The sequence below is a fragment of the Martinezella tropici genome (assembly GCF_008370325.1).
GTDB lineage: Bacteria > Pseudomonadota > Alphaproteobacteria > Rhizobiales > Rhizobiaceae > Rhizobium > Rhizobium tropici_B.
On the sequence record NZ_VNIP01000001.1, the window covers coordinates 349,875 to 368,825 of the forward strand.

21 protein-coding genes and 1 pseudogene are annotated in these 18,951 nt (G+C 60.1%); 12 read left to right on the top strand and 10 right to left on the bottom strand.

Translation table 11 applies throughout. The features are described 5' to 3' along the window. Positions 1 to 47: 47 nt before the first annotated feature. The 5 genes from FP026_RS01735 to arsC all read left to right on the top strand — a co-directional run bounded on the left by FP026_RS01735 (position 48) and on the right by arsC (position 2,951). Complete coding sequence (locus FP026_RS01735) at positions 48 to 329, top strand: plasmid stabilization protein (RefSeq protein WP_141694455.1); 282 nt, start codon at positions 48 to 50, stop codon at positions 327 to 329. After that, a complete protein-coding gene (locus FP026_RS01740; RefSeq protein WP_149632911.1) occupies positions 326 to 748 on the top strand; it encodes a type II toxin-antitoxin system VapC family toxin in 423 nt (140 codons plus the stop codon). Before FP026_RS01735 ends, FP026_RS01740 begins: the two co-directional genes overlap by 4 nt. Before the next feature lie 70 nt (positions 749 to 818). After that, on the top strand, positions 819 to 1,766 hold the full coding sequence (fmt, locus tag FP026_RS01745) for a methionyl-tRNA formyltransferase (RefSeq protein ID WP_149632912.1): 948 nt from the start codon (positions 819 to 821) through the stop codon (positions 1,764 to 1,766). After that, positions 1,766 to 2,572, top strand: a complete 807-nt coding sequence (gene truA / locus FP026_RS01750) for a tRNA pseudouridine(38-40) synthase TruA (protein ID WP_149632913.1) — start codon at positions 1,766 to 1,768, stop codon at positions 2,570 to 2,572. The genes fmt and truA overlap by 1 nt, the downstream gene beginning before the upstream one ends. Further along, entirely contained in the window at positions 2,550 to 2,951 is a 402-nt protein-coding gene (gene arsC, locus FP026_RS01755) for an arsenate reductase (glutaredoxin) (RefSeq protein ID WP_149632914.1), read from the top strand. The genes truA and arsC overlap by 23 nt, the downstream gene beginning before the upstream one ends. Before the next feature lie 9 nt (positions 2,952 to 2,960). Here arsC and FP026_RS01760 read toward each other — a convergent pair whose 3' ends face one another. The 3 genes from FP026_RS01760 to dapD all read right to left on the bottom strand — a co-directional run bounded on the left by FP026_RS01760 (position 2,961) and on the right by dapD (position 5,756). Further along, positions 2,961 to 3,560: a hypothetical protein gene (locus FP026_RS01760; RefSeq protein ID WP_149632915.1), complete on the bottom strand. Its 600-nt coding sequence runs from the start codon at positions 3,558 to 3,560 to the stop codon at positions 2,961 to 2,963. After that, positions 3,547 to 4,740: a succinyl-diaminopimelate desuccinylase gene (dapE, locus tag FP026_RS01765; protein ID WP_149632916.1), complete on the bottom strand. Its 1,194-nt coding sequence runs from the start codon at positions 4,738 to 4,740 to the stop codon at positions 3,547 to 3,549. The genes FP026_RS01760 and dapE overlap by 14 nt, the downstream gene beginning before the upstream one ends. A gap of 158 nt (positions 4,741 to 4,898) precedes the next feature. Then, positions 4,899 to 5,756: a 2,3,4,5-tetrahydropyridine-2,6-dicarboxylate N-succinyltransferase gene (gene dapD / locus FP026_RS01770; protein ID WP_149632917.1), complete on the bottom strand. Its 858-nt coding sequence runs from the start codon at positions 5,754 to 5,756 to the stop codon at positions 4,899 to 4,901. Between the two features lie 214 nt (positions 5,757 to 5,970). Here dapD and FP026_RS01775 point away from each other — a divergent pair, with 214 nt between their 5' ends. Next, positions 5,971 to 6,843: an LOG family protein gene (locus FP026_RS01775; RefSeq protein WP_149632918.1), complete on the top strand. Its 873-nt coding sequence runs from the start codon at positions 5,971 to 5,973 to the stop codon at positions 6,841 to 6,843. 62 nt (positions 6,844 to 6,905) lie between these two features. Here the strand turns inward: FP026_RS01775 and FP026_RS01780 are convergent, their stop codons facing one another. Both FP026_RS01780 and FP026_RS01785 read right to left on the bottom strand, forming a co-directional pair. Next, complete coding sequence (locus FP026_RS01780) at positions 6,906 to 7,541, bottom strand: EF-hand domain-containing protein (RefSeq protein WP_149632919.1); 636 nt, start codon at positions 7,539 to 7,541, stop codon at positions 6,906 to 6,908. A gap of 113 nt (positions 7,542 to 7,654) precedes the next feature. Continuing rightward, a complete protein-coding gene (locus FP026_RS01785) occupies positions 7,655 to 8,359 on the bottom strand; it encodes a pyrimidine 5'-nucleotidase (protein ID WP_149632920.1) in 705 nt (234 codons plus the stop codon). Between the two features lie 217 nt (positions 8,360 to 8,576). Here FP026_RS01785 and FP026_RS01790 point away from each other — a divergent pair, with 217 nt between their 5' ends. Further along, complete coding sequence (locus tag FP026_RS01790) at positions 8,577 to 9,347, top strand: isocitrate lyase/PEP mutase family protein (protein ID WP_149632921.1); 771 nt, start codon at positions 8,577 to 8,579, stop codon at positions 9,345 to 9,347. A 154-nt stretch (positions 9,348 to 9,501) separates the two neighbouring features. On the opposite strand, the gene argB is transcribed toward FP026_RS01790, so the two are convergent. Beyond that, complete coding sequence (argB, locus tag FP026_RS01795) at positions 9,502 to 10,389, bottom strand: acetylglutamate kinase (RefSeq protein WP_120662855.1); 888 nt, start codon at positions 10,387 to 10,389, stop codon at positions 9,502 to 9,504. Between the two features lie 195 nt (positions 10,390 to 10,584). Here argB and FP026_RS30080 point away from each other — a divergent pair, with 195 nt between their 5' ends. The 3 genes and pseudogenes from FP026_RS30080 to FP026_RS01805 all read left to right on the top strand — a co-directional run bounded on the left by FP026_RS30080 (position 10,585) and on the right by FP026_RS01805 (position 11,770). Further along, positions 10,585 to 10,746, top strand: a complete 162-nt coding sequence (locus FP026_RS30080; RefSeq protein WP_188112470.1) for a hypothetical protein — start codon at positions 10,585 to 10,587, stop codon at positions 10,744 to 10,746. Further along, positions 10,740 to 11,060 (top strand): annotated as a pseudogene (locus tag FP026_RS01800) (sigma-70 family RNA polymerase sigma factor); the annotation flags it as partial. The gene FP026_RS30080 and the pseudogene FP026_RS01800, both read left to right, overlap by 7 nt. After that, positions 11,057 to 11,770 carry an anti-sigma factor gene (locus FP026_RS01805; protein WP_149632922.1) on the top strand — a complete coding sequence of 238 codons (714 nt, stop codon included), beginning with the start codon at positions 11,057 to 11,059 and terminating at the stop codon, positions 11,768 to 11,770. The pseudogene FP026_RS01800 and the gene FP026_RS01805, both read left to right, overlap by 4 nt. A gap of 123 nt (positions 11,771 to 11,893) precedes the next feature. On the opposite strand, the gene yihA is transcribed toward FP026_RS01805, so the two are convergent. Continuing rightward, positions 11,894 to 12,553, bottom strand: coding sequence for a ribosome biogenesis GTP-binding protein YihA/YsxC (yihA, locus tag FP026_RS01810; RefSeq protein WP_149632923.1), 660 nt, complete (start codon positions 12,551 to 12,553; stop codon positions 11,894 to 11,896). 262 nt (positions 12,554 to 12,815) lie between these two features. Here yihA and FP026_RS01815 point away from each other — a divergent pair, with 262 nt between their 5' ends. Next, on the top strand, positions 12,816 to 13,877 hold the full coding sequence (locus FP026_RS01815) for a DMT family transporter (protein WP_149632924.1): 1,062 nt from the start codon (positions 12,816 to 12,818) through the stop codon (positions 13,875 to 13,877). A gap of 122 nt (positions 13,878 to 13,999) precedes the next feature. Here FP026_RS01815 and yidC read toward each other — a convergent pair whose 3' ends face one another. From yidC to rpmH, 3 genes are read right to left on the bottom strand one after another with little or no spacing between them, the layout of a single operon-like run. Beyond that, positions 14,000 to 15,802, bottom strand: coding sequence for a membrane protein insertase YidC (yidC, locus tag FP026_RS01820; protein WP_149632925.1), 1,803 nt, complete (start codon positions 15,800 to 15,802; stop codon positions 14,000 to 14,002). After that, the gene (gene rnpA, locus FP026_RS01825; RefSeq protein WP_092715044.1) at positions 15,802 to 16,203 is read right to left on the bottom strand and encodes a ribonuclease P protein component; all 402 of its coding nucleotides are present in this window, start codon (positions 16,201 to 16,203) and stop codon (positions 15,802 to 15,804) included. Before rnpA ends, yidC begins: the two co-directional genes overlap by 1 nt. Before the next feature lie 25 nt (positions 16,204 to 16,228). Next, positions 16,229 to 16,363: a 50S ribosomal protein L34 gene (gene rpmH / locus FP026_RS01830; RefSeq protein ID WP_149632926.1), complete on the bottom strand. Its 135-nt coding sequence runs from the start codon at positions 16,361 to 16,363 to the stop codon at positions 16,229 to 16,231. A 419-nt stretch (positions 16,364 to 16,782) separates the two neighbouring features. Here rpmH and FP026_RS01835 point away from each other — a divergent pair, with 419 nt between their 5' ends. Then, positions 16,783 to 18,792, top strand: coding sequence for a HAMP domain-containing methyl-accepting chemotaxis protein (locus FP026_RS01835; protein WP_149632927.1), 2,010 nt, complete (start codon positions 16,783 to 16,785; stop codon positions 18,790 to 18,792). The last annotated feature ends 159 nt before the right edge of the window (positions 18,793 to 18,951 follow it).

Genomic DNA, 18,951 nt, shown 5'->3' on the forward strand with positions numbered 1-18,951 from the left:
CGGCTTGAAACGTCTATGATATCATTGATATCAAAATGGAGGCGCGAATGGCTGATATATTAGTCAGAGACATGTCCGAGAGCTTGAAGCGAGAGCTTAGCGACGAGGCGAAGCGCGCTGGCCACAGTCTCTCGGAAGAAATCAAGATTCAGGTTCGAAAGGGCCTCAATGCTACGCGATTGGAGAATGTTGCAAAGGCCGGCTCGACGCTCGGCCAGCTGCGTTCTGCCTTCGCCGGTCTTGCATTGAGCGATGAAGAACATCGCGACTTCATGTCTGCCACGGATGAGGCTCGCCGCAGAGAGGCGGAGCGCCGTGGCTCTGAATGATTGTTCTCGATACGAATGTGGTTTCGGAAATCACCAAGGCGAATTTATCTCCAAACGTCGGTGAATGGTTTGAGCGGCAGGAGATGGAGACCCTGTATCTCTGCTCTCCCGTTCTAATGGAGCTGTCCTATGGTGCAGAAAAGGTGCTGCTGAGGGATCGATCAAAGCGATTTTTCGAGGGCCTTGACTCTCTTATGGGACATCACTTTATGGGGCGCATCTTGCAACTGGATCAAGACAGCGCGCTGTTAACGGGCCGCATTCGCGCCCGTCGCGAACGCTCCGGCCACCAGATTTCCGTGCAGGACGCCATGATAGCCGCCATCTGTCTCGCGAATGGTGCGACATTGGCGACGCGCAACACAAAAGACTTCGAGGGGCTTGATCTCAAGCTCATAAACCCGTTTGAAGGCGGCTAGTTTTTGGCTACGACAGCGCTGATGCCGCTCGGGTCACTCGAAACTTGATAATCTTAGGCGGATGGATCGCATGTCGCTCAACATCATTTTCATGGGAACGCCCGAATTCTCCGTGCCGACATTGGGGTCCTTGATCGATGTCGGACATAAGGTTCGCGCCGTTTATACGCAGCCGCCGCGCCCCGGCGGCCGGCGCGGGCTGGACCTGCAGAAATCGCCGGTGCATCAGGCGGCCGAATTGCTGGGGCTGCCGGTATTCACACCGATCAACTTCAAGGATACCGACGAGCGCCAACGCTTCCGCGATTTGGATGCCGATGTCGCCGTGGTCGTGGCCTATGGCCTGCTGCTGCCGGAAGCGATCCTCACCGGCACGCGCCTCGGCTGTTACAACGGCCATGCCTCGCTGCTGCCGCGCTGGCGCGGTGCGGCTCCCATCCAGCGTGCGATCATGGCCGGCGACGCCAAGACCGGCATGATGGTGATGAAGATGGACAAGGGGCTCGATACCGGCCCGGTCGCGTTGACGCGCGAGGTCGAGATCGGCGACACCATGACATCCGGCGAGCTGCATGACAGGCTGATGCTTGTCGGCGCGAAGGCAATGGCGGAAGCCATGAACAAGCTGGAGCATGACGAATTGCCGCTGACCAACCAGTCGTCCGAAGGCGTGCTCTATGCCGCAAAGATCGACAAGGGCGAAACCCGTATCGATTTCAGCAGGCCGGCGGCCGATGTTCACAATCACATTCGCGGCCTGTCGCCGTTTCCCGGCGCCTGGTTCGAAGCCGAAATCGCCGGCAGGTCCGAGCGCATCAAGGTGCTCGGCTCGGAATTGACCGAGGGCACAGGAGCCTCCGGCCAGGTGCTGACGGATGATCTCGTCATTGCCTGCGCTTCCGGCGCCGTCAGACTGACGAAGCTGCAGAAGGCCGGCGGCAAGCCCTTGGCGGCAGCCGATTTCCTGCGCGGCACGCCGATCACGCCGGGCACCGTGCTTGCGTCGGAGCAAGCCTGATGCCGCGTTATAAAATGACCGTCGAATATGACGGCATCCCCTATGTCGGCTGGCAGCGCCAGGAGAACGGCCCCTCCGTGCAGGGCGCGATCGAAGGCGCCATCCTGTCCTTGACCGGCGAGACGGTTTCCATCCGCGGCGCAGGGCGTACCGATTCCGGCGTGCATGCCATGGGTCAGGTCATGCATGCCGATCTCTCCAAGGAATGGAAGGTCTATACGCTGCGCAACGCGCTCAATGCCCATCTGAGGCTTGCCGGAGAGCGGATTGCCATTCTCGATATCGTCGAAGTCGACGCGCGTTTTGACGCGCGTTTTTCGGCCGTCCGCCGCCATTATCTCTATCGCATCATTGCCCGCCGCGCGCCCCTTGCATTGGAAGCCGGCCGCGTATGGTGGGTGCCGAAGGACATTGATCACGAGGTCATGCATGCGGCGGCACAGACCCTGGTCGGGCTGCATGATTTCACCACCTTCCGTTCGGCCCATTGCCAGGCAAACAGCCCGGTGCGCACGCTCGACCGGCTGGACGTGACGCGCAGCGGCGAGCTCATCGAGATCCGCGCCACGGCGCAAAGCTTCCTGCACAACCAGATCCGTTCTTTCGCCGGCACGCTTAAGCTTGCGGGCGAGGGCAAATGGACGCCCGACGACGTGCGCGCGGCGCTCGAAGCCAAAGATCGCAAGGCCTGCGGCCCCGTCGCCCCGCCGGACGGGCTCTACTTCATGCAGGTGGATTATCGCGATGACGCCGGTTTGCCTGGCGGCGAAGGGGAGAATGCCGATGACAGTGACGATCTATCATAATCCCGCTTGCGGCACGTCGCGCAACACGTTGGCGATGATCCGGCAGTCCGGGGAGGAGCCCGTCGTCATCGAATATTTAAAGACGCCACCCAGCCGGGAAGAGTTGGTGAAGCTCGTCTCTGCCATGGGTCTAACTATGCGCGATGTTCTGAGGGAAAAGGGAACGCCCTATGACGAGCTTGGTCTCGGCGACCTTGATCTCACCGACGATCATCTGCTTGATCGGATGATCGAGTACCCGATCCTGATCAACCGCCCGATCGTGGTGACTGAGAAAGGCGTGCGCCTCTGCCGCCCTTCCGAACTCGTGCTTGATATCTTGCCGAATCCGGATATCGGCCCCTTTACCAAGGAAGATGGTGAGGTCGTGGTCCGGTAGGCGCGGACGTCAACCCGGCGGATAGACCCCGAGGAAGCGCTGCAGGAAGTCGGTCAGCAGCAGGTTTGGAATGAGCAGCATCAGCGTCAGCGTGCCGACGAAAAGCGGATGCGTGCCGCAGATCATCCTGAGGATGCGCGCCAGCGCAAAGATGGTGGCCATGGTCAGCGCCAGCGATAAAAGTGCTGCCAAGCCCTTCGAGCCGGGGACGAAGACGATCATGGCGACGAGCAGTGCGTTCAGATAATTCGCCGGCACGAACAGCCAGTTCACGGTAACGACGATCGGCGTGAACTTGTCGCCGAAACGGAAGACCAAAAGCAACAAGCCGGCGAGAATGGGCGGTATCAGCCAGTTCGCAGCCTCGACCAGCGCCAGACGCAGGAAGAAGGCAAGACCCGTGGATGTTTCGGGCGGCATGGCGGTCAGATAGGCCTGCTGCCACCATAACCATGAAATGCCGATCGACGGCAGGCTCCAGAGGATGGCCCAGAACGAGCGCAGCATGCCGCGGTCCGATATGTCCAGATACTGGAAGCCGCGCGCATCCATGCGGATCAGCAGCCATAGACCGGACAGATAATATTGGACTTCCCTAAAGGTCGGCATTCTCGAACCAGCGCTGTATGAAGGTCTGGTAGATCTCGGTCAGCGTTTCGAGATCCGAGAGCGCCACCCGTTCGTCGACCATATGCATGGTTTGGCCGACAAGACCGAATTCCACGACAGGGCAGTAGTCCTTGATGTAGCGGGCGTCGGACGTGCCACCGGTGGTCGAAAGCGTAGGCCTTTGACCGGTGATGTTTTCGACGGCCGCAGAGAGCGAGGCGATCAGCGCATTGTTGCGCGTCAGGAAGACATGGCTCGGTCGCTCCGACCAGGTGATGTCGTATTTTGCCGGCGTCCGTCCGGGACGCAACGTCTCGCCGGTGGCCGCCGCGTCCAGGCGGGCAATGATTTCAGCCTTCAGCGTATCGGCGGTCCATGTGTCGTTGAAGCGGATGTTGAAGGCGGCCGTCGCCTTGGCGGGAATGACGTTGGTGGCGATATTGCCGACGTCGATGCTCGTCACTTCGAGGTTGGACGGCTGGAAACTGTCCGTGCCGGCATCGAAGGGCGGGTCGAGCAACGCTTCCGCCAGCTTGATGATGCTGCGCACCGGATTGTCGGCGAGATGCGGATAGGCGGCATGGCCCTGCACGCCGTGGACGGTGATGAAACCGGAGATCGAGCCGCGGCGGCCGATTTTGATCATGTCGCCGAGCCGGTCGGGATTGGTCGGCTCGCCGACGAGAGACGCGTCCCATGTCTCACCGCGCTCGGCGGCCCATTGCAGCAGTTTGACCGTGCCGTTGATCGCCGGCCCCTCTTCATCGCCGGTGATCAGGAAGGAGATCGAGCCGGCAGGCTTGCCGTTCTTCTCGATATGGCGCGCCACGGCGGCCACGAAGCAGGCGATGCCGCCCTTCATGTCGACGGCCCCGCGGCCGAAAAGCTCGCCATCGGCAATTTCGGCGGCAAAGGGCGGGTGGCTCCAGGAAGTGGCATCGCCCACCGGAACGACATCCGTATGCCCGGCAAACATCAGATGCGGTCCATCCGTGCCGAGCCGCGCATAGAGGTTTTCGATATCGGGCGTTCCCGGTTCGCTCGCCGTCATGCGCTCGACCTTGAAGCCGAGCGGCAACAGCATGTCGGCAAGCGCGGTCAGCGCGCCGCCTTCGGCCGGGGTGACGGAGGCACAGCGAATGAGGGTCTGCAGATTGGAGACGGGATCGGTAACGGTCATCGGAGGCAACTTATCCGGCGGGAAATGGCAAAGCGATGGCAAAGGATCGGTGACGAGTCGAAAATCTTTGCCGCGATTCCAGCAATCGCACAGCCATGCTCACCCGGCAAGCATGAGGGAAGCGCGATATAACGATCGCGCTCCAAAAAATTACGGAATCAATCGCGCAGCAGCTCGTTGATGCCGGTCTTCGAGCGGGTCTTTTCATCGACGCGCTTGACGATGACGGCGCAATAGAGGCTGGGAGCCGGCTGGCCGTTCGCCATGGTATTGCCACTCGGCAGCGAGCCGGCGACGACGACCGAGTAGGGCGGAACTTCGCCATAGGTGATCTCGCCGGTGGCGCGATCGACGATCTTGGTCGACTTGCCGATGAAGACGCCCATGCCGAGCACCGAACCCTCGCGGACGATGCAGCCTTCGACAACTTCGGAGCGGGCGCCGATGAAGCAATTGTCCTCGATGATCGTCGGGCCGGCCTGCATCGGCTCCAGCACGCCGCCAATGCCCACGCCGCCGGAGAGGTGCACGTGCTTGCCGATCTGGGCGCAGGAGCCGACGGTTGCCCAGGTATCGACCATGGTGCCTTCGCCGACATAGGCGCCGAGATTGACGAAGGACGGCATCAGGATGGCATTGGGGGCAATATAGGCGGAATGACGCACGACGGCGTTCGGCACCGCGCGGAAGCCGGCTTCGCGAAAGCGGTTTTCGCCCCAGCCTTCGAACTTCGAGGGAACTTTGTCCCACCAGGTGGCGCCACCGGAGCCGCCCTCGACGATCTTCATGTCGTTTAGGCGGAAGGAAAGCAGAACCGCTTTCTTGAGCCATTGGTTGACGGTCCAGTTACCGTCAGCACCGCGCTCGGCCACGCGAACCTTGCCGCTGTCGAGGAGATTGAGCGCCGTCTCGACGGCGTCGCGGACTTCGCCGCGCGTCGACGTATTCACATTGTCGCGATTGTCGAAGGCGGCCTCGATGGACTTTTCGAGGGAGGCGAGATCGTTAGCGCTCATGGGAATTCCTTAAAACGTCAGTGCCTATCATGATTTCCGGCAAGGGTCCGGAAGCGGTCGATTGGTCCTATAGCATGGAGTTTGAAAATGGAATGTCTTTTCCGCGCCGATTGAGCTTGGATTCAAGGCGTTCTAGGGGCATATGCAAGAGCTTGGCCGTTCTCGTCCAAGGGCGGGAATGGCCCGTCATGATCGTTTCGAAAGGCATGAATAGATGAGCAAGGGGAAGAACGGCAGGCTGAGGCGTAAGGACGGGGTTTGGGACCCGTTGAAGACGAGCTCGGCGGACAAGAAGCGGGCCGAGTCCGTGCCGCGCACGCCGCAGTCGATGTCGCCTTCCTATCGGCTTGCCTATGCGGACGAGGATTTTCTGTGCCGTGAGGAACTGCGGCCGATCCGCCTGCAGCTCGAACTGCTGAAGACCGAAATGTATCTGACGGAACGCGGCATCAAATCAACCGTCGTCATGTTCGGAGGCGCGCGCATTCCCGCGCCCGGCACCAATGCATGGGCCGCCCGCAACGACACGCAGCGCGCCAATCTCGAGGCCGCATCGGTCTATTACGAGGAGGCGCGCAAGTTCGCCCGGCTTTGCTCCCGCTATTCCGCCGGCTTCGACTTTCACGAATATGTCGTTGTCACCGGCGGCGGCCCGGGCGTGATGGAAGCGGGCAATCGCGGTGCGACCGAAGAAGGAGCGCCGTCGATCGGCCTCAATATCGTGTTGCCGCACGAGCAGGCGCCGAACGCCTATGTGACGCCGGAACTCAGCTTCAATTTCCACTATTTCGCGATCCGCAAGATGCATTTCATGGTGCGCGCCAAGGCGATCGCGGTATTTCCGGGCGGCTTCGGCACGCTCGATGAATTGTTCGAATGCCTGACGCTGATCCAGACCGGCCGCATGGAGCGCCTGCCGCTCATTCTCTTCGGCGAGAAGTTTTGGCGCAGCATCGTCAATTTCGAAGCGCTGGCCGAGTTCGGCACCATCGCGCCCGACGACGTCAACCTGATCAGCTTCGTCGATACCGCCGACGAGGCCTGGAAGATCGTCGCGGATTTCTACGAGCACGATAACGGGCACTGACAGCGAGAAGCCCGCCGTCGCAAAGGCGAGGGCGGGCTCTCGGAGCGGATTGATCGATCGGTTTACAGCAGCGGCCGGTTCGGCATGTCGTCCAGCGAGATCACGCCGTCATGGTTGCGATCCATGCGGTCGAAGAGCTTGCTGGCGGCGTCTTCGGCTTCCTGCTTGCTGATCTGGCCGTTTTCATCCTTGTCGATGCGATGGAACATCATCATTCCGCGCATCATGCCTGCTTCGTGCATGAAGCGGCCATGCGGTCTATGACGGCGCGGCCCATTATTGTCGCCATTGTTGTCGGCCTCAGTCTGATCGCCCTTGCTCTGATCGTTCTGGGCCTGATTATTGCCCTGATCGCCATCTGCCTTTGCGCGCTCGACCTTCCATTCCTTGATGCGTTCCTGGCGATAGGTGCGCAGTTCGCCGGGGGTGATTTCGCCGTCGTGATTGGTGTCGATCTGGTCGAAGATCTTGTCGACGCCGGTCTTCACCTCATCCTTGGTGACCTTCGTGTCGCCGGGCTGGCCGAATTGTTTCAGCATGCGCACATAGACGATTTCCGGCGAAAAACGAGGTCCATGCCAGCGTCCGCCATGCCCGCCCCGTGCCTCGTCGCCTTGGGCAGCGAAGCTTGCCTGGGCGGCAGCGCCAACCAGAAGGCCAGCGGAAAGTCCCGCAAGAAGAAATTTTTTCCCGTTCATCGTTTTTCCTTTCGTGTCGAGGAATGGTCAAACGATACGGCTGATGGTCGAAAACGACCAATTAAACCTCTGTAAGGCGGATGAAACTTTCGTAACCCCGCCCTGATGAGTGGTTAAATCAACGCTTTGAGGAAGCTCGTCAGGTCGTCGGTCACATAGTCGATGTGATCGTCCTCGCCCGTGGTGCGCTCCCACCATTCGACAACGGTCGTCTCGAGGTTTTGGGGCACCAGCAGCACGGTTTTCATGCCGAGAGCCTTGGGTACGGTGAGATTGCGCGGCAGGTCCTCGAACATGGCCGCTCTCTTCGTGTCCACACGGTTGAGGCTCATGAACTTGTCATAGGTCGAGCCGGCGGGTTTCGGCACGTATTCGGCCGCAACGATATCGAAAATGTCGTCGAAACCGTCGAGAATGCCGAGCGCGCCCGCCGTCGCCTGGGCATGTTTGACGCTGCCATTGGTGAAGATGAACTTGCGTCCCGGCAGCGCCCTAATGGCGGCGGCGAGCTCCGGCTGCGGCGTCAACGCCGAATAGTCGATCGCATGCGCCTTTTCCAGGAAATCATTGGGATCGATACCGTGATGGATCATCAGTCCCTGCAGGGTCGTGCCGTGCTCGAGGTAATATTGCTTCTGCAGCTTGCGCGCTTCTTCCCGCTCCATCTGCAGGAGGGCGGAGACATAGGCGGTCATGTTCTTGTCGATTTGCGCGAAGAGATCGACATGATGCGGATAGAGCGTGTTGTCGAGATCGAATACCCAATCGCGGATATCGGAGAAATCTGATGGCTCGGATAGTGTTTTTGTGTGGCTCATGGAGAGCTTATCGCACGCCGTCTCCCGAAAGGGGAAGGAAAATATGCGTGCCGCAACATGCGGACCATTTTGAGGAGATTGCCGTCTACTTCAATGCCGGCTATGATTTTACTATTGATTTCCGGGCTTTTACTCTATTTCCATGTGAGGGAGGGCTTACGCTTTCTTGGGGTTATGGAGAGAAATTCGCCCGGCCGGGCTTTTCGGAGGGGATGCGATGAGTCAGGTGGAAAAGGCGCAGGAATTCGCGCAGCTGCACCGCAAGGGTGAGCCGGTGATCCTTTTCAATATATGGGATGCGGGCTCCGCCAAGGCCGTCACGGAAGCGGGTGCGAAGGCGCTGGCGACGGGAAGCTGGTCGGTCGCTGCGGCCAATGGTTTCGGCGATGGCCAGGCGATACCTTTGTCGTTGCTGGCGGTGACCGCCAAGCTGATCTCGGTGACGAGCCCGCTGCCCCTGTCGGTCGATTTCGAGGGTGGTTATGCCGTCGAACCCGAAGAAGTCGCCGCCAATGTCGAAAAGATCATGGATCACGGCGCCGTCGGCATCAATTTCGAGGATCAGGTGATCGGCGGCCAGGGCGTTCATCCTATCGAAACGCAGGTGGCGCGCATCCGCGCAATCCGCGACATGGCCGATCGCCGCGAGATGCCGCTGTTCATCAACGCCCGCACCGATCTGTTCCTGCAGGAAAGCGATATTGCGCATCATCAGCTTCTGCTGGATGATGCCTTTCGTCGCGCCGATGCTTTCGCCGAAGCGGGTGCCAGCGGCTTTTTCGCGCCGGGGTTGGTCGATCCGGAATTGATCGGCGCGCTCTGCGAACACTCCCCTTTGCCTGTCAACATCATGGTGCGTCCGACCACGCCTGATAACGAGACGATGGCCAGGCTGGGCGTCAGCCGCATAAGCTATGGGCCAGCGCCTTACCGATCGGTCATGGGAATGCTGAAAAGCGAGGCCGAAGCCATCTACCGGCCGTCCTGAACGGCCTAGAGCAATTCCAGGAAAAGTGCGCAGCGGTTTTCCGTCCGGAATGCGTAAACAAATAAGAAGATGGAGCGTTTTCGCGTTTCGAAGAAAAGCGGAAATGCTCTAGCGGCGCCCCACGGGTCTTCCGTGGAGCGCCTGAGCCCTACTATCACGGAACGATCAGCGTGCCGGCACCGTGCTCGGTGAAGATTTCGAGCAGCACGGAGTGAGCCGTCTTGCCGTTGAGGATGACGACGCCCTGAACACCCGCCTTGATGGCGTCGATGCAGGTCTCGACCTTCGGGATCATGCCGCCGGAAATCGTGCCGTCGGCGATCAGCGCATGCGCCTGTGCCACGGAAAGCTCCTTGATGAGCTGGCCCTGCTTGTCGAGCACGCCCGGGACGTCGGTCAGGAACAGCAGGCGCGTGGCGCTCAGCGCGCCAGCGATGGCACCGGCAAAGGTATCGGCATTGATGTTGTAGGTCGCGCCGTCGCGGCCGGGGGCGACCGGGGCGATGACCGGGATCATCTCGGATTTCGCAAGCAGGTCGAGCAGGGTGCGGTCGACTTCGACCACCTCGCCGACGAAGCCGAGATCGAGCACGCGCTCGATGTTGGAGTCCGGATCCTTGATGGTCTTGTGCGCCTTTTCGGCGAAGACCATGTTGCCGTCCTTGCCGCAAAGGCCGATCGCCCATTCGCCGGTCTGGTTGATCAGCGCGACGATTTCCTTGTTGATCGAGCCGGCAAGCACCATTTCGACGATCTCGACCGTCTTCTGGTCGGTGACGCGCAGCCCGCCTTCGAACTTCGATTCGATGCCCATCTTCGTCAACATGGCGCCGATCTGCGGGCCGCCGCCGTGGACGACGATCGGGTTGACGCCGGATTGCTTCAAAAGGGCGATATCGGCGGCAAACGCCTTGCCGAGTTCGACGTTGCCCATGGCGTGGCCACCATATTTCACGACGATGGTCTTGTTTTCATAACGCTGCATGTAGGGCAGCGCCTGTGCGAGCAGGTTGGCTTGGAGTTCGCTTTGGGCTTCGGACATGGTGCACCCTTCGAAATTGTTCGCGGGCCTTTTATCTCAAGTTTTTGACAGAGGGAATAATGATCTCGGGATTAAAGGCATGTTGCGCAAAAGTGTGCAGCGGTTTTGCCGCAACGACTTGCGCACAATCAAAGACCTAAAGCGCGAAAAGCGTATCTGGAAGATCGCGCAGCGCTTTAGTTGACGCTATGTCACATGAGCGTCGCCGAAATTGATGGCCTCGGCACGTTTGCCGCCGGACAGTTTTCTTCTAAAGATGGTGCGGGCGTCACCCCCGGGAAATTGGATGGCGAGCGAGGAGATGGAGGCACGCCGAGCAATTTACTGATGTCGATGGGGTGGCAATGCCCTGGCTGATGGCAATCGCGCCCAATCGGTCCATCGATTTCGTCCGCGCCCACAAGCCCGTAGCCGACGAAATAGATACGGCCTACGATCTCGCCGACCTGTAACCCGGTCCTAAAGAGCAAGCAATCGTGAAGGGAGAGGGAAGGCGGATTGACAGGTGCATGGAAGAGTTGGAAGCTGATCGCGCACGGGCCGTTCGCAGTGCCTATGTCGAGGGCTTGAGCTACCAAGAGCTCGCCGACCAACACGCTGCGCCATTGAATACTATGCGCACCTGGCTGCGCCGAAGCCTGATCAGACTGAGAGAGTGCATGGACCGATGAGTACGCCCGATCAAAGCAAGGGAGGCCGCTCCCGCGATGAAGTCCTGGCCGGAGAATATGTGCTTGGCGTGCTTTCCTTGGAGGATCGGCAGAAGGTCGAGCGCCGCATGCGCAGCGATCGCCAATTTGCCGCCATCGTCAGCCGCTGGGAACAGAACCTATCGGAATTCAACGAAGAATATGAAGCGGTGACGCCGGCGGCCACCGTATTTCCGAAGATCGAAAAGAGGATTTTCGGGGAAGTGGCGTTCGGCGCCCATCTCTGGAATTCACTCATGCTTTGGCGTTCGGCCGCTTTCGGCTCGTTGTTTGTGGCAGCCGGCGTGCTTGTCTTCGCCATCACGAACGAGGGCGCCTTGCGGCCTGCCCCCGGCAAGCAGCTCACCGCATCCCTTTCCGGCCAAAACAGCCCCATCAATCTCTTGGCCAATTATGACGCCGCCAATGGGCGCCTGAAAGTGACGCCGATCGCTGCTGGCAAACCGGAAGAGAAATCGCTGGAGTTATGGCTGATTCGCGGCAGCGATCCCGCCGAGGCTCTGGGTGTCCTGCCGCAGACCGGCGACGGCGAAATCGTTCTGCCGCCGGAACTACACGGCAAGTTGACCGAAGGCGCGATCATCGCGGTCAGCGTCGAGCCCTTCGGCGGTTCGCCAACCGGCAAGCCTACGGGCGATGTCGTCGCTTCCGGTACGATCCATTTCCCTTGATGAACGCGTATTGCGGAAACGCAATTGCGGCTGAAACTCTTTTCAGTGCGCTCCGTACCTTCTTCCGACCCGCCTGTTCGGGAGCGGGCAGGGAGCGGCGGCCTCATTCCGTGGAGGCGAGCGTCAGACGTCGATCCCGACCGTCTGCCCGATCGCCTGACGCAGCTCATCGAGACCTTCGCCCTTCTCCGAGGAAGTCGCGAGAACAAAGGGATAGGCAGCGGGGCGCTTGCGGATCTTTTCCGTCGTATCGGCGATCAGCTTCGGCACCCCGACGGCTTTGATCTTATCGGTCTTGGTGAGCACGATCTGGTAGGAAACAGCGGCCTTGTCGAGCAGGCCCAGAACTTCCTCGTCGTTCTTCTTGATGCCGTGGCGGCTGTCGATGAGCACGTAGACGCGCTTCAGCGTCGTGCGTCCCCTCAGATAGTCGAAGATGAGCTTCGTCCAGGCATCCACCTGTTCCTTCGGCGCTTCCGCATAGCCGTAGCCCGGCATGTCCACCAGCGCCATCGGCGGCAGATCGGCGCCTTCGCCGGAAAAGCCATCGGGCACGAAATAGTTGAGTTCCTGCGTGCGGCCCGGCGTGTTGGACGTGCGCGCAAGCCCCTTGTGCCCCACCAATGCATTGATCAGCGACGACTTGCCGACATTGGAGCGGCCGGCGAAAGCGACTTCCAGCGGCCCTTCCGGCGGTAGAAACTTCATGGCCGGCACGCCGCGGATGAAAATCCACGGACGCCCGAAAAGCGGCTTGTCGTCTTTGGTCGTCTGATCTGCCATTTGCTCAGTCTTTTGTTTGGTTTGATGGTCTGGCTTCGGGGTTTTGCCCATGAAAGTCAAGTTTTGATCGGCATATGGCCTGGGCCGCAGCAGAATAGCCGCCGCTAGGTAGCAATTGCCGTCCTCCACCGGCCCGGAATTGTTATGCATGGCTGTGGAACTTCCGCTGACATTTCGGCAGGCCTATGGTTCACGGTAAACCGGTCGCCCAACTGCGCCGGGCCGTTTTGACGCGATCATTCATTGTGATACCTCATAGGTCATGATCAGCAAACACACGCATCTCTGGCCCGGCGTTCCCCTTGCTCTCGGTTCAGCCATCCTGTTCGGCGCGTCGGCGCCTCTCTCCAAGCTGCTGATGGGATCGATCGATCCTTGGTTGCTGGCGGGCATTTTGTATGTGGGGGCAGGACTTGGTCTCGCCGTCGTTCACTGGGGACGTCGTTTGATCGGGCTTCCAAACGTCGAGGCTCCGCTCCAAAGAGCGGACCTCCCCTGGCTCGCCTTCGTCGTCCTGTTCGGTGGGATGCTCGGCCCTCTGTTCCTGATGCTGGGGCTTTCCCATACCTCCGCGTCTTCGGGGTCGCTGCTCCTCAACCTGGAGGGACTGGCGACCATGGGCATCGCATGGCTTGTCTTTCGCGAGAATGTCGACAGGCGGCTTTTGGTCGGCGCTGGCGCCATCCTCGCCGGTGCGGTGCTGCTAACGTGGAATGGTGAAGCCCTGCGGCTTGATGCGGGCAGCCTCTTCATTGCAGCCGCCTGCCTTTCATGGGGCATAGACAATAATCTGACGCGCAAATTGTCGTCGGCTGATCCGGTTCAGATCGCTATGATCAAGGGCGTCTTTGCGGGCACCAGCAACCTTGTCTTGGCGCTCGGCTTGGGTGCGTCGCTGCCGAATGCCGGTCTTTTCGGAGCGGGAGCGTTAGTCGGCTTTCTCGGCGTTGGCGTCAGCCTGGTGATGTTCATGCTTGGGCTTCGCCACCTTGGGACTGCTCGCACGGGTGCCTATTTTTCGTTAGCGCCATTCATCGGCGCGGTGCTTGCGGTCATGATCTTCGGCGAGCATGTGACGTTTCAGCTCATTGCGGCAGGCGTCCTCATGGCGATTGGCCTATGGCTTCATTTAGCCGAGCGTCACGACCACGAGCATGAGCATGAGATGCTCGAACATGAGCACTCGCATGTCCATGACGAGCATCATCAACATTCCCATGACGGCCCGGTAAGCGAGCCGCATTCGCATTGGCATCGCCACCAGCCGCTGCGGCATAAGCATCCTCATTACCCCGACCTGCACCATCGCCATTCCCACGACTAGATAACCGGGCATAAGGGGCCTTGGCGCGTCTTTGCGGCATACGGTTTATCGATGCCGGCGTTCTTATCGGTGGGACTTTCCGCCAAATAAAGAAAAGCCCCGCCGAAGCGGGGCTTTTTTCGTCATTTCGATGGCGCCGGTTTTCGTTTGAAGAGGCCCTTCAGATTGTCGAAGAGCTCCACCTTCACGCCATGGCGCTTCATGATGATCGACTGCTGGATGACAGAGAGCGTGTTGTTCCAGGCCCAGTAGATCACGAGGCCGGCCGGGAAGCTTGCCAGCATGAACATGAATACCAGCGGCATCCAGTTGAAGATCATCGCCTGGGTCGGGTCCGGCGGGGTCGGGTTCATGCGCATCTGGAAGAACATGGTGACGCCCATGATCAGCGGCCAGACGCCGAGATGCAGGAAGGTCGGAGCCGCAAAGGGCAGCAGGCCGAACAGGTTGACGATCGAGGTCGGATCCGGCGCAGAAAGGTCCTGGATCCAGCCGAAGAACGGTGCATGGCGCATCTCGATGGTGATGTAGATCACCTTGTAGAGCGAGAAGAAGATCGGGATCTGCAGAAGCACCGGCCAGCAGCCCGCGATTGGGTTGATCTTCTCTTCCTTGTAGAGCTGCATGGTCGCCTGCTGCAGGCCCATGCGGTCGTCGTCAAACTTGGCCTTCAGCTCCTCCATTTTCGGCTGCATGCGCTTCATGTTCGCCATTGAGGCATATTGCCGGCTGGCGAGCGGGAAGAAGAGCGCCTTGACCACGATGGTGGTGCAGAGGATGGCGACGCCGAAATTGCCGAAGTAGCGGAAGAAGAAGTCCATCAGCTTGAACATCGGCTTGGTGATGAAATAGAACCAGCCCCAGTCGATCAGGCGGTCGAAGCGCGGGATCGAATAGCTGGTCTCGTAGCGGTCGATGACCGGAACTTCCTTGGCACCGGCGAAGACGAGGTTCTTCAAGTCGATCGACTGGCCGGGAGCAACCGTGACGGCGTCTTCCTTGTAGTCGGCCTGGTAGCGCGGCGTACCGTCGGTGAAGTGCGAGAAGCGGGCATCATATGCGGTCGACTGCGGCGGCACGATGGTTGCAGCCCAGTACTTGTCCGTCATGCCGAGCCAGCCGCCGGTCGCCTTGGCGGGCGTCGTGGCTTCCTTTTCGGTAGATGCATATTTGGTCTCGATCAGGCCGTCATCGCCGATGACGCCGATGAAACCTTCATGCAGAACGTAGGCAGAAGGCGTCTCGGGCTTGTTGTAGCGGGTAACGCGGCCGTAGCTCGACAGCGAAACCGGTGCCTGGCCGCTGTTGGCGATCTTGTCGCTGATCGTGAACATGTAGCGATCGTCGACGGAGATCGTGCGGGTGAAGGTGATGCCCTTGTCATTGGTGTAGGACAGCGTCACCGGCGTCTTGTCGGTCAGTTTGTCGCCGCTTGCAAGTGTCCAGGTGGTAGACGGGCCGGGAACCGCGCCCGTTGCTTCGCTGCCGACATAGCCGAGCTCGGTGAAGTAGCCGTCCTTGGTGTCTGCCGGGCTGAACAGGGTGATGATCGGGCTGCTCTTGTCGACGGTCTCGTGATAGGTCTTGAGACGGAGATCGTCGAGGCGGGCGCCTTCCAGGTTGATGGAACCGGCAAGTGCCGGCGTATCGATGACGACGCGCGAGGAAGCGGTCTTTTCGACGGACTGGTCGCGGCTGAGAACCGTCGGCGCCGTCTGGCCGTTTGCCGGCAGCGAACCGTTTACGGCGGTGCCTGCGGCAGGCGACTGCGTCGTCTGAGCCTGCTGGGTCTGCTGGTGCTGCTTGGCGGCCTGCTCGGCCTGGCGCTGCGCTTCGAGGCGCGGGTTCATGTAGAAAAACTGCCAGCCGAGAACAATCAGCACAGACAGTGCAATTGCAATGAAGTAATTGCGGTTGTTTTCCATCATACTTTCCTGGAGCGGTCCATTTCCGACCGCCGGTGTTTCGGCCTGGTTTCGATGCGGCTTACGAGTTCGCTCGCCAGTTTTTCGAAAGGCGCGGTCAGCACCTCGCGTCGCGCGACAACCACATAGTCGTGTCCGGGCTGCATTGCAAATCCGGCGTGAAGCCGCACGGCTTCTTTCAGCCTGCGCCGCATGCGGTTGCGCTCCACCGCGTTGCCATGTTTTTTGGTAACGGTAAAACCAACGCGGGGTTCGGCGTCGGCGGTCTTGTGGTCCAGCATTTCTATCAGGAAGAAGCTGCCTCGGCGCTTCTCGCCTTCGCGGACGGCAAGAAACTGCGGCCGGCTTTTCAGCCGCCCGACAGTCTTTTTGGGTCGTTCATTCGTCAATTTGCCCGCCATACTGGATCATCGGGCACTTCGGCCCTTAGGCCGAAAGACGCTTGCGACCACGGTTACGGCGAGCGGTAAGAACCGCGCGGCCGCCCTTGGTGGCCATGCGCGCACGGAAGCCGTGGCGACGCTTGCGGACAAGCTTGGATGGTTGGTAGGTACGCTTCATTTATTTAAACACCGCGGAGTGCGGCCCTTCTTGAGCTTTGCTTCAATAGCAAGGAGCGTTGTTGATTATGGCGAACGGACTTGGCCCGCAAAAGCAGGCTCCATGACCGGACGTGCGCGGGCTTATACGGATCAAGGCCCCGGAAGTCAATTATATGGGCGCAGATTCCTTGAATTCCGGCAATTTCGCGCAATCGGCGGCGGCTGGTTGCTATCTGGCCACTACTCCCAGCGGAATGCGTGCGCAACCCTAAATATAAATTGCGCAATTCCTAAAATATATGGCAAGTATAGTGAAGAATGTGAGGCGCTTAGATTAAAAATAACTCAATATAACTTTAATGATTTTAGTCGATATCTAAATCTGTGTGGTGAAACCCATCGATTTATAGGGGATGGGATCTGCGCCGGAGGGGTATTGTGAAAATTCGCGGCAAAATAAATCTGCTTGTATCTGTCATGGCCGGGGCGGCGCTTCTGATTGGCGCCACTGCCCTTTATGCGCTACATCAATATGACCAGAAATTACAGAACTATGAGCAGACGGCGAGCCGCGCTTACATGGGCGAGCGCCTGAATCGCTACGTGACCGCAGTGGTCATGGAAGCGCGCGGTATCTATGCCGCGGCTGCCGCAAAGGATTCCAAACCCTTTGCCGATGGGCTGATGGCCGATCTCGACGAAATCGACAAGGTGCTGACGAACTGGGCCCCTCTAGTGCCGGAGGCGCAGAAGCCGGAATTCACCAAGCTACAGACCCGTGCCCAGGAGTTTCGCGCCTTTCGCACGGAAACGGCCAGGCTTGGCGTGACCGATGGCCCGGATGCCGCAGGCAAGCAGGGCAACAATGAGGCGAACCGCGCCAACCGCAAGGCTTTCCAGGCAGAGATCGATGCGGTCGTCCAGACCGACAAGGCGGAACTTGCAAAGGTGGAGGCCGAAATTGCTACCTTCCACGGCAATGTCCTGTGGGTGGTCCTCGGCATCATGATCGCCGGTATCGTGGCCGGTGTCGGCCTCGGCGGCTATATCGGAACCGTCCATCTGAGCCGCCCGATCCGCAAGGTGACCGATGCGATAAAGAATGTCGCCGACGGCCATTTCGACATAGAGGTGCCGTTTGCCGGCCGTGGCGACGAAATCGGCGAGATGGCGGCGGCCGTCGACGTCTTCAAGGAAAACGGCAATGCCGTGCGCCGTATGAATGCCGAGGAAACGGCCATGCGCGCCAAGAGCGACGAGCTTCAGTCGAGCATGTCTCTCGCGGTCTCGGCCGCGGCGGCCGGCGATTTCAGCCACCGCATCGAGAAGGATTACGGCGACGTCAACCTCAATCGCTTCGCTGGCAACGTCAACGAGTTGCTGATGAGCGTCGATAGAGGCATCGGCGAGGTTCGCCGCGTCATCGCGAGCCTGGCTGACGGCGACCTGACGCAGGCGATGAAGGGCGAATTCCAGGGCGCCTTTGCCGAACTGCAGCAGAACGTCAATGCGACGCTTGCGACGCTGAAGAGCACCATGAGCGAAGTGCGCGGGACCACCGGTTCGATCAACTCCAACACCAATGAGCTGCGCCACGCCAGCGATGACCTCTCCAAGCGCACCGAACAGCAGGCGGCGGCACTGGAGGAAACCTCGGCCGCGCTAGACGAGATCACCTCTGTCGTCCAGAATTCGACGGAACGGGCGCGCGAGGCGAGCGTCATGGTCAGCGAAGCCAAGGACGACGCGGCTCGTTCCGGCACGGTGGTTCGCAACGCGATCGACGCCATGGGCCGCATCGAGCAGGCATCGGGCGAGATCAGCCAGATCATCGGCGTGATCGACGACATCGCCTTCCAGACCAATCTTCTCGCATTGAACGCGGGCGTCGAGGCAGCGCGCGCCGGCGAGGCGGGCAAGGGTTTCGCCGTCGTCGCGCAGGAAGTGCGCGAGCTCGCTCAGCGCTCCGCCACCGCTGCCAAGGATATCAAGGCGCTGATCGGCAAGTCCGGCGGCGAGGTGCAGGTCGGCGTCAAGCTCGTGCAGGCGACCGGCGAGGCACTGTCCTCCATCGAGGCCCGGGTGCTGAAGATCAACGATCACATTCATTCGATAGCGACAGCGGCGCGCGAACAGGCAACGGGCTTGTCCGAGGTGAACAAGGCCGTCAACCAGATGGATGAAGTCACCCAGCGCAATGCCGCCATGGTCGAGGAGACTTCGGCCGCGACCCATCGCCTGGCGGCCGAAGCCGACGGCCTTGTCCATCTCGTTTCGCGCTTCAAGGTGGATGCCGTCAACGTCGCGGCACCCGTGCCCGCGCGCACCGAGACGCATCGTCCCACCGCGTCGCCGGCACGCCGCATGATCGATAGGGTCGCGACCGCGTTCGGCGGCGGGGCGGCGGCCGCACCGGCCACCGCGGCGAAGGCTTGGGAAGAATTCTGATCCTTCAGCCATGAGGCCAAATAGAAGGCCGGCGGAGGCGCCCGAGCGGCACGGCCGGCCTTGTCTGTTTGTCCAAGCGCGGAGTCGATTGGAAAAAAGCCTGCAATCACCTATTATCTAGTTTCGATTAGGTCGCCATCAGGTCGCTCTGCAGCGAAG

Excerpts from the sequence above, each read along its gene's own strand:
- FP026_RS01735 (WP_141694455.1), top strand. The coding sequence starts at position 48 with ATGGCTGATATATTAGTCAGAGACATGTCCGAGAGCTTGAAGCGAGAG.
- FP026_RS01740 (WP_149632911.1), top strand. The coding sequence starts at position 326 with ATGATTGTTCTCGATACGAATGTGGTTTCGGAAATCACCAAGGCGAAT.
- fmt (WP_149632912.1), top strand. The coding sequence starts at position 819 with ATGTCGCTCAACATCATTTTCATGGGAACGCCCGAATTCTCCGTGCCG.
- truA (WP_149632913.1), top strand. The coding sequence starts at position 1,766 with ATGCCGCGTTATAAAATGACCGTCGAATATGACGGCATCCCCTATGTC.
- arsC (WP_149632914.1), top strand. The coding sequence starts at position 2,550 with ATGACAGTGACGATCTATCATAATCCCGCTTGCGGCACGTCGCGCAAC.
- FP026_RS01760 (WP_149632915.1), bottom strand. The coding sequence starts at position 3,560 with ATGCCGACCTTTAGGGAAGTCCAATATTATCTGTCCGGTCTATGGCTG.
- dapE (WP_149632916.1), bottom strand. The coding sequence starts at position 4,740 with ATGACCGTTACCGATCCCGTCTCCAATCTGCAGACCCTCATTCGCTGT.
- dapD (WP_149632917.1), bottom strand. The coding sequence starts at position 5,756 with ATGAGCGCTAACGATCTCGCCTCCCTCGAAAAGTCCATCGAGGCCGCC.
- FP026_RS01775 (WP_149632918.1), top strand. The coding sequence starts at position 5,971 with ATGAGCAAGGGGAAGAACGGCAGGCTGAGGCGTAAGGACGGGGTTTGG.
- FP026_RS01780 (WP_149632919.1), bottom strand. The coding sequence starts at position 7,541 with ATGAACGGGAAAAAATTTCTTCTTGCGGGACTTTCCGCTGGCCTTCTG.
- FP026_RS01785 (WP_149632920.1), bottom strand. The coding sequence starts at position 8,359 with ATGAGCCACACAAAAACACTATCCGAGCCATCAGATTTCTCCGATATC.
- FP026_RS01790 (WP_149632921.1), top strand. The coding sequence starts at position 8,577 with ATGAGTCAGGTGGAAAAGGCGCAGGAATTCGCGCAGCTGCACCGCAAG.
- argB (WP_120662855.1), bottom strand. The coding sequence starts at position 10,389 with ATGTCCGAAGCCCAAAGCGAACTCCAAGCCAACCTGCTCGCACAGGCG.
- FP026_RS30080 (WP_188112470.1), top strand. The coding sequence starts at position 10,585 with ATGAGCGTCGCCGAAATTGATGGCCTCGGCACGTTTGCCGCCGGACAG.
- FP026_RS01805 (WP_149632922.1), top strand. The coding sequence starts at position 11,057 with ATGAGTACGCCCGATCAAAGCAAGGGAGGCCGCTCCCGCGATGAAGTC.
- yihA (WP_149632923.1), bottom strand. The coding sequence starts at position 12,553 with ATGGCAGATCAGACGACCAAAGACGACAAGCCGCTTTTCGGGCGTCCG.
- FP026_RS01815 (WP_149632924.1), top strand. The coding sequence starts at position 12,816 with ATGATCAGCAAACACACGCATCTCTGGCCCGGCGTTCCCCTTGCTCTC.
- yidC (WP_149632925.1), bottom strand. The coding sequence starts at position 15,802 with ATGGAAAACAACCGCAATTACTTCATTGCAATTGCACTGTCTGTGCTG.
- rnpA (WP_092715044.1), bottom strand. The coding sequence starts at position 16,203 with ATGGCGGGCAAATTGACGAATGAACGACCCAAAAAGACTGTCGGGCGG.
- rpmH (WP_149632926.1), bottom strand. The coding sequence starts at position 16,363 with ATGAAGCGTACCTACCAACCATCCAAGCTTGTCCGCAAGCGTCGCCAC.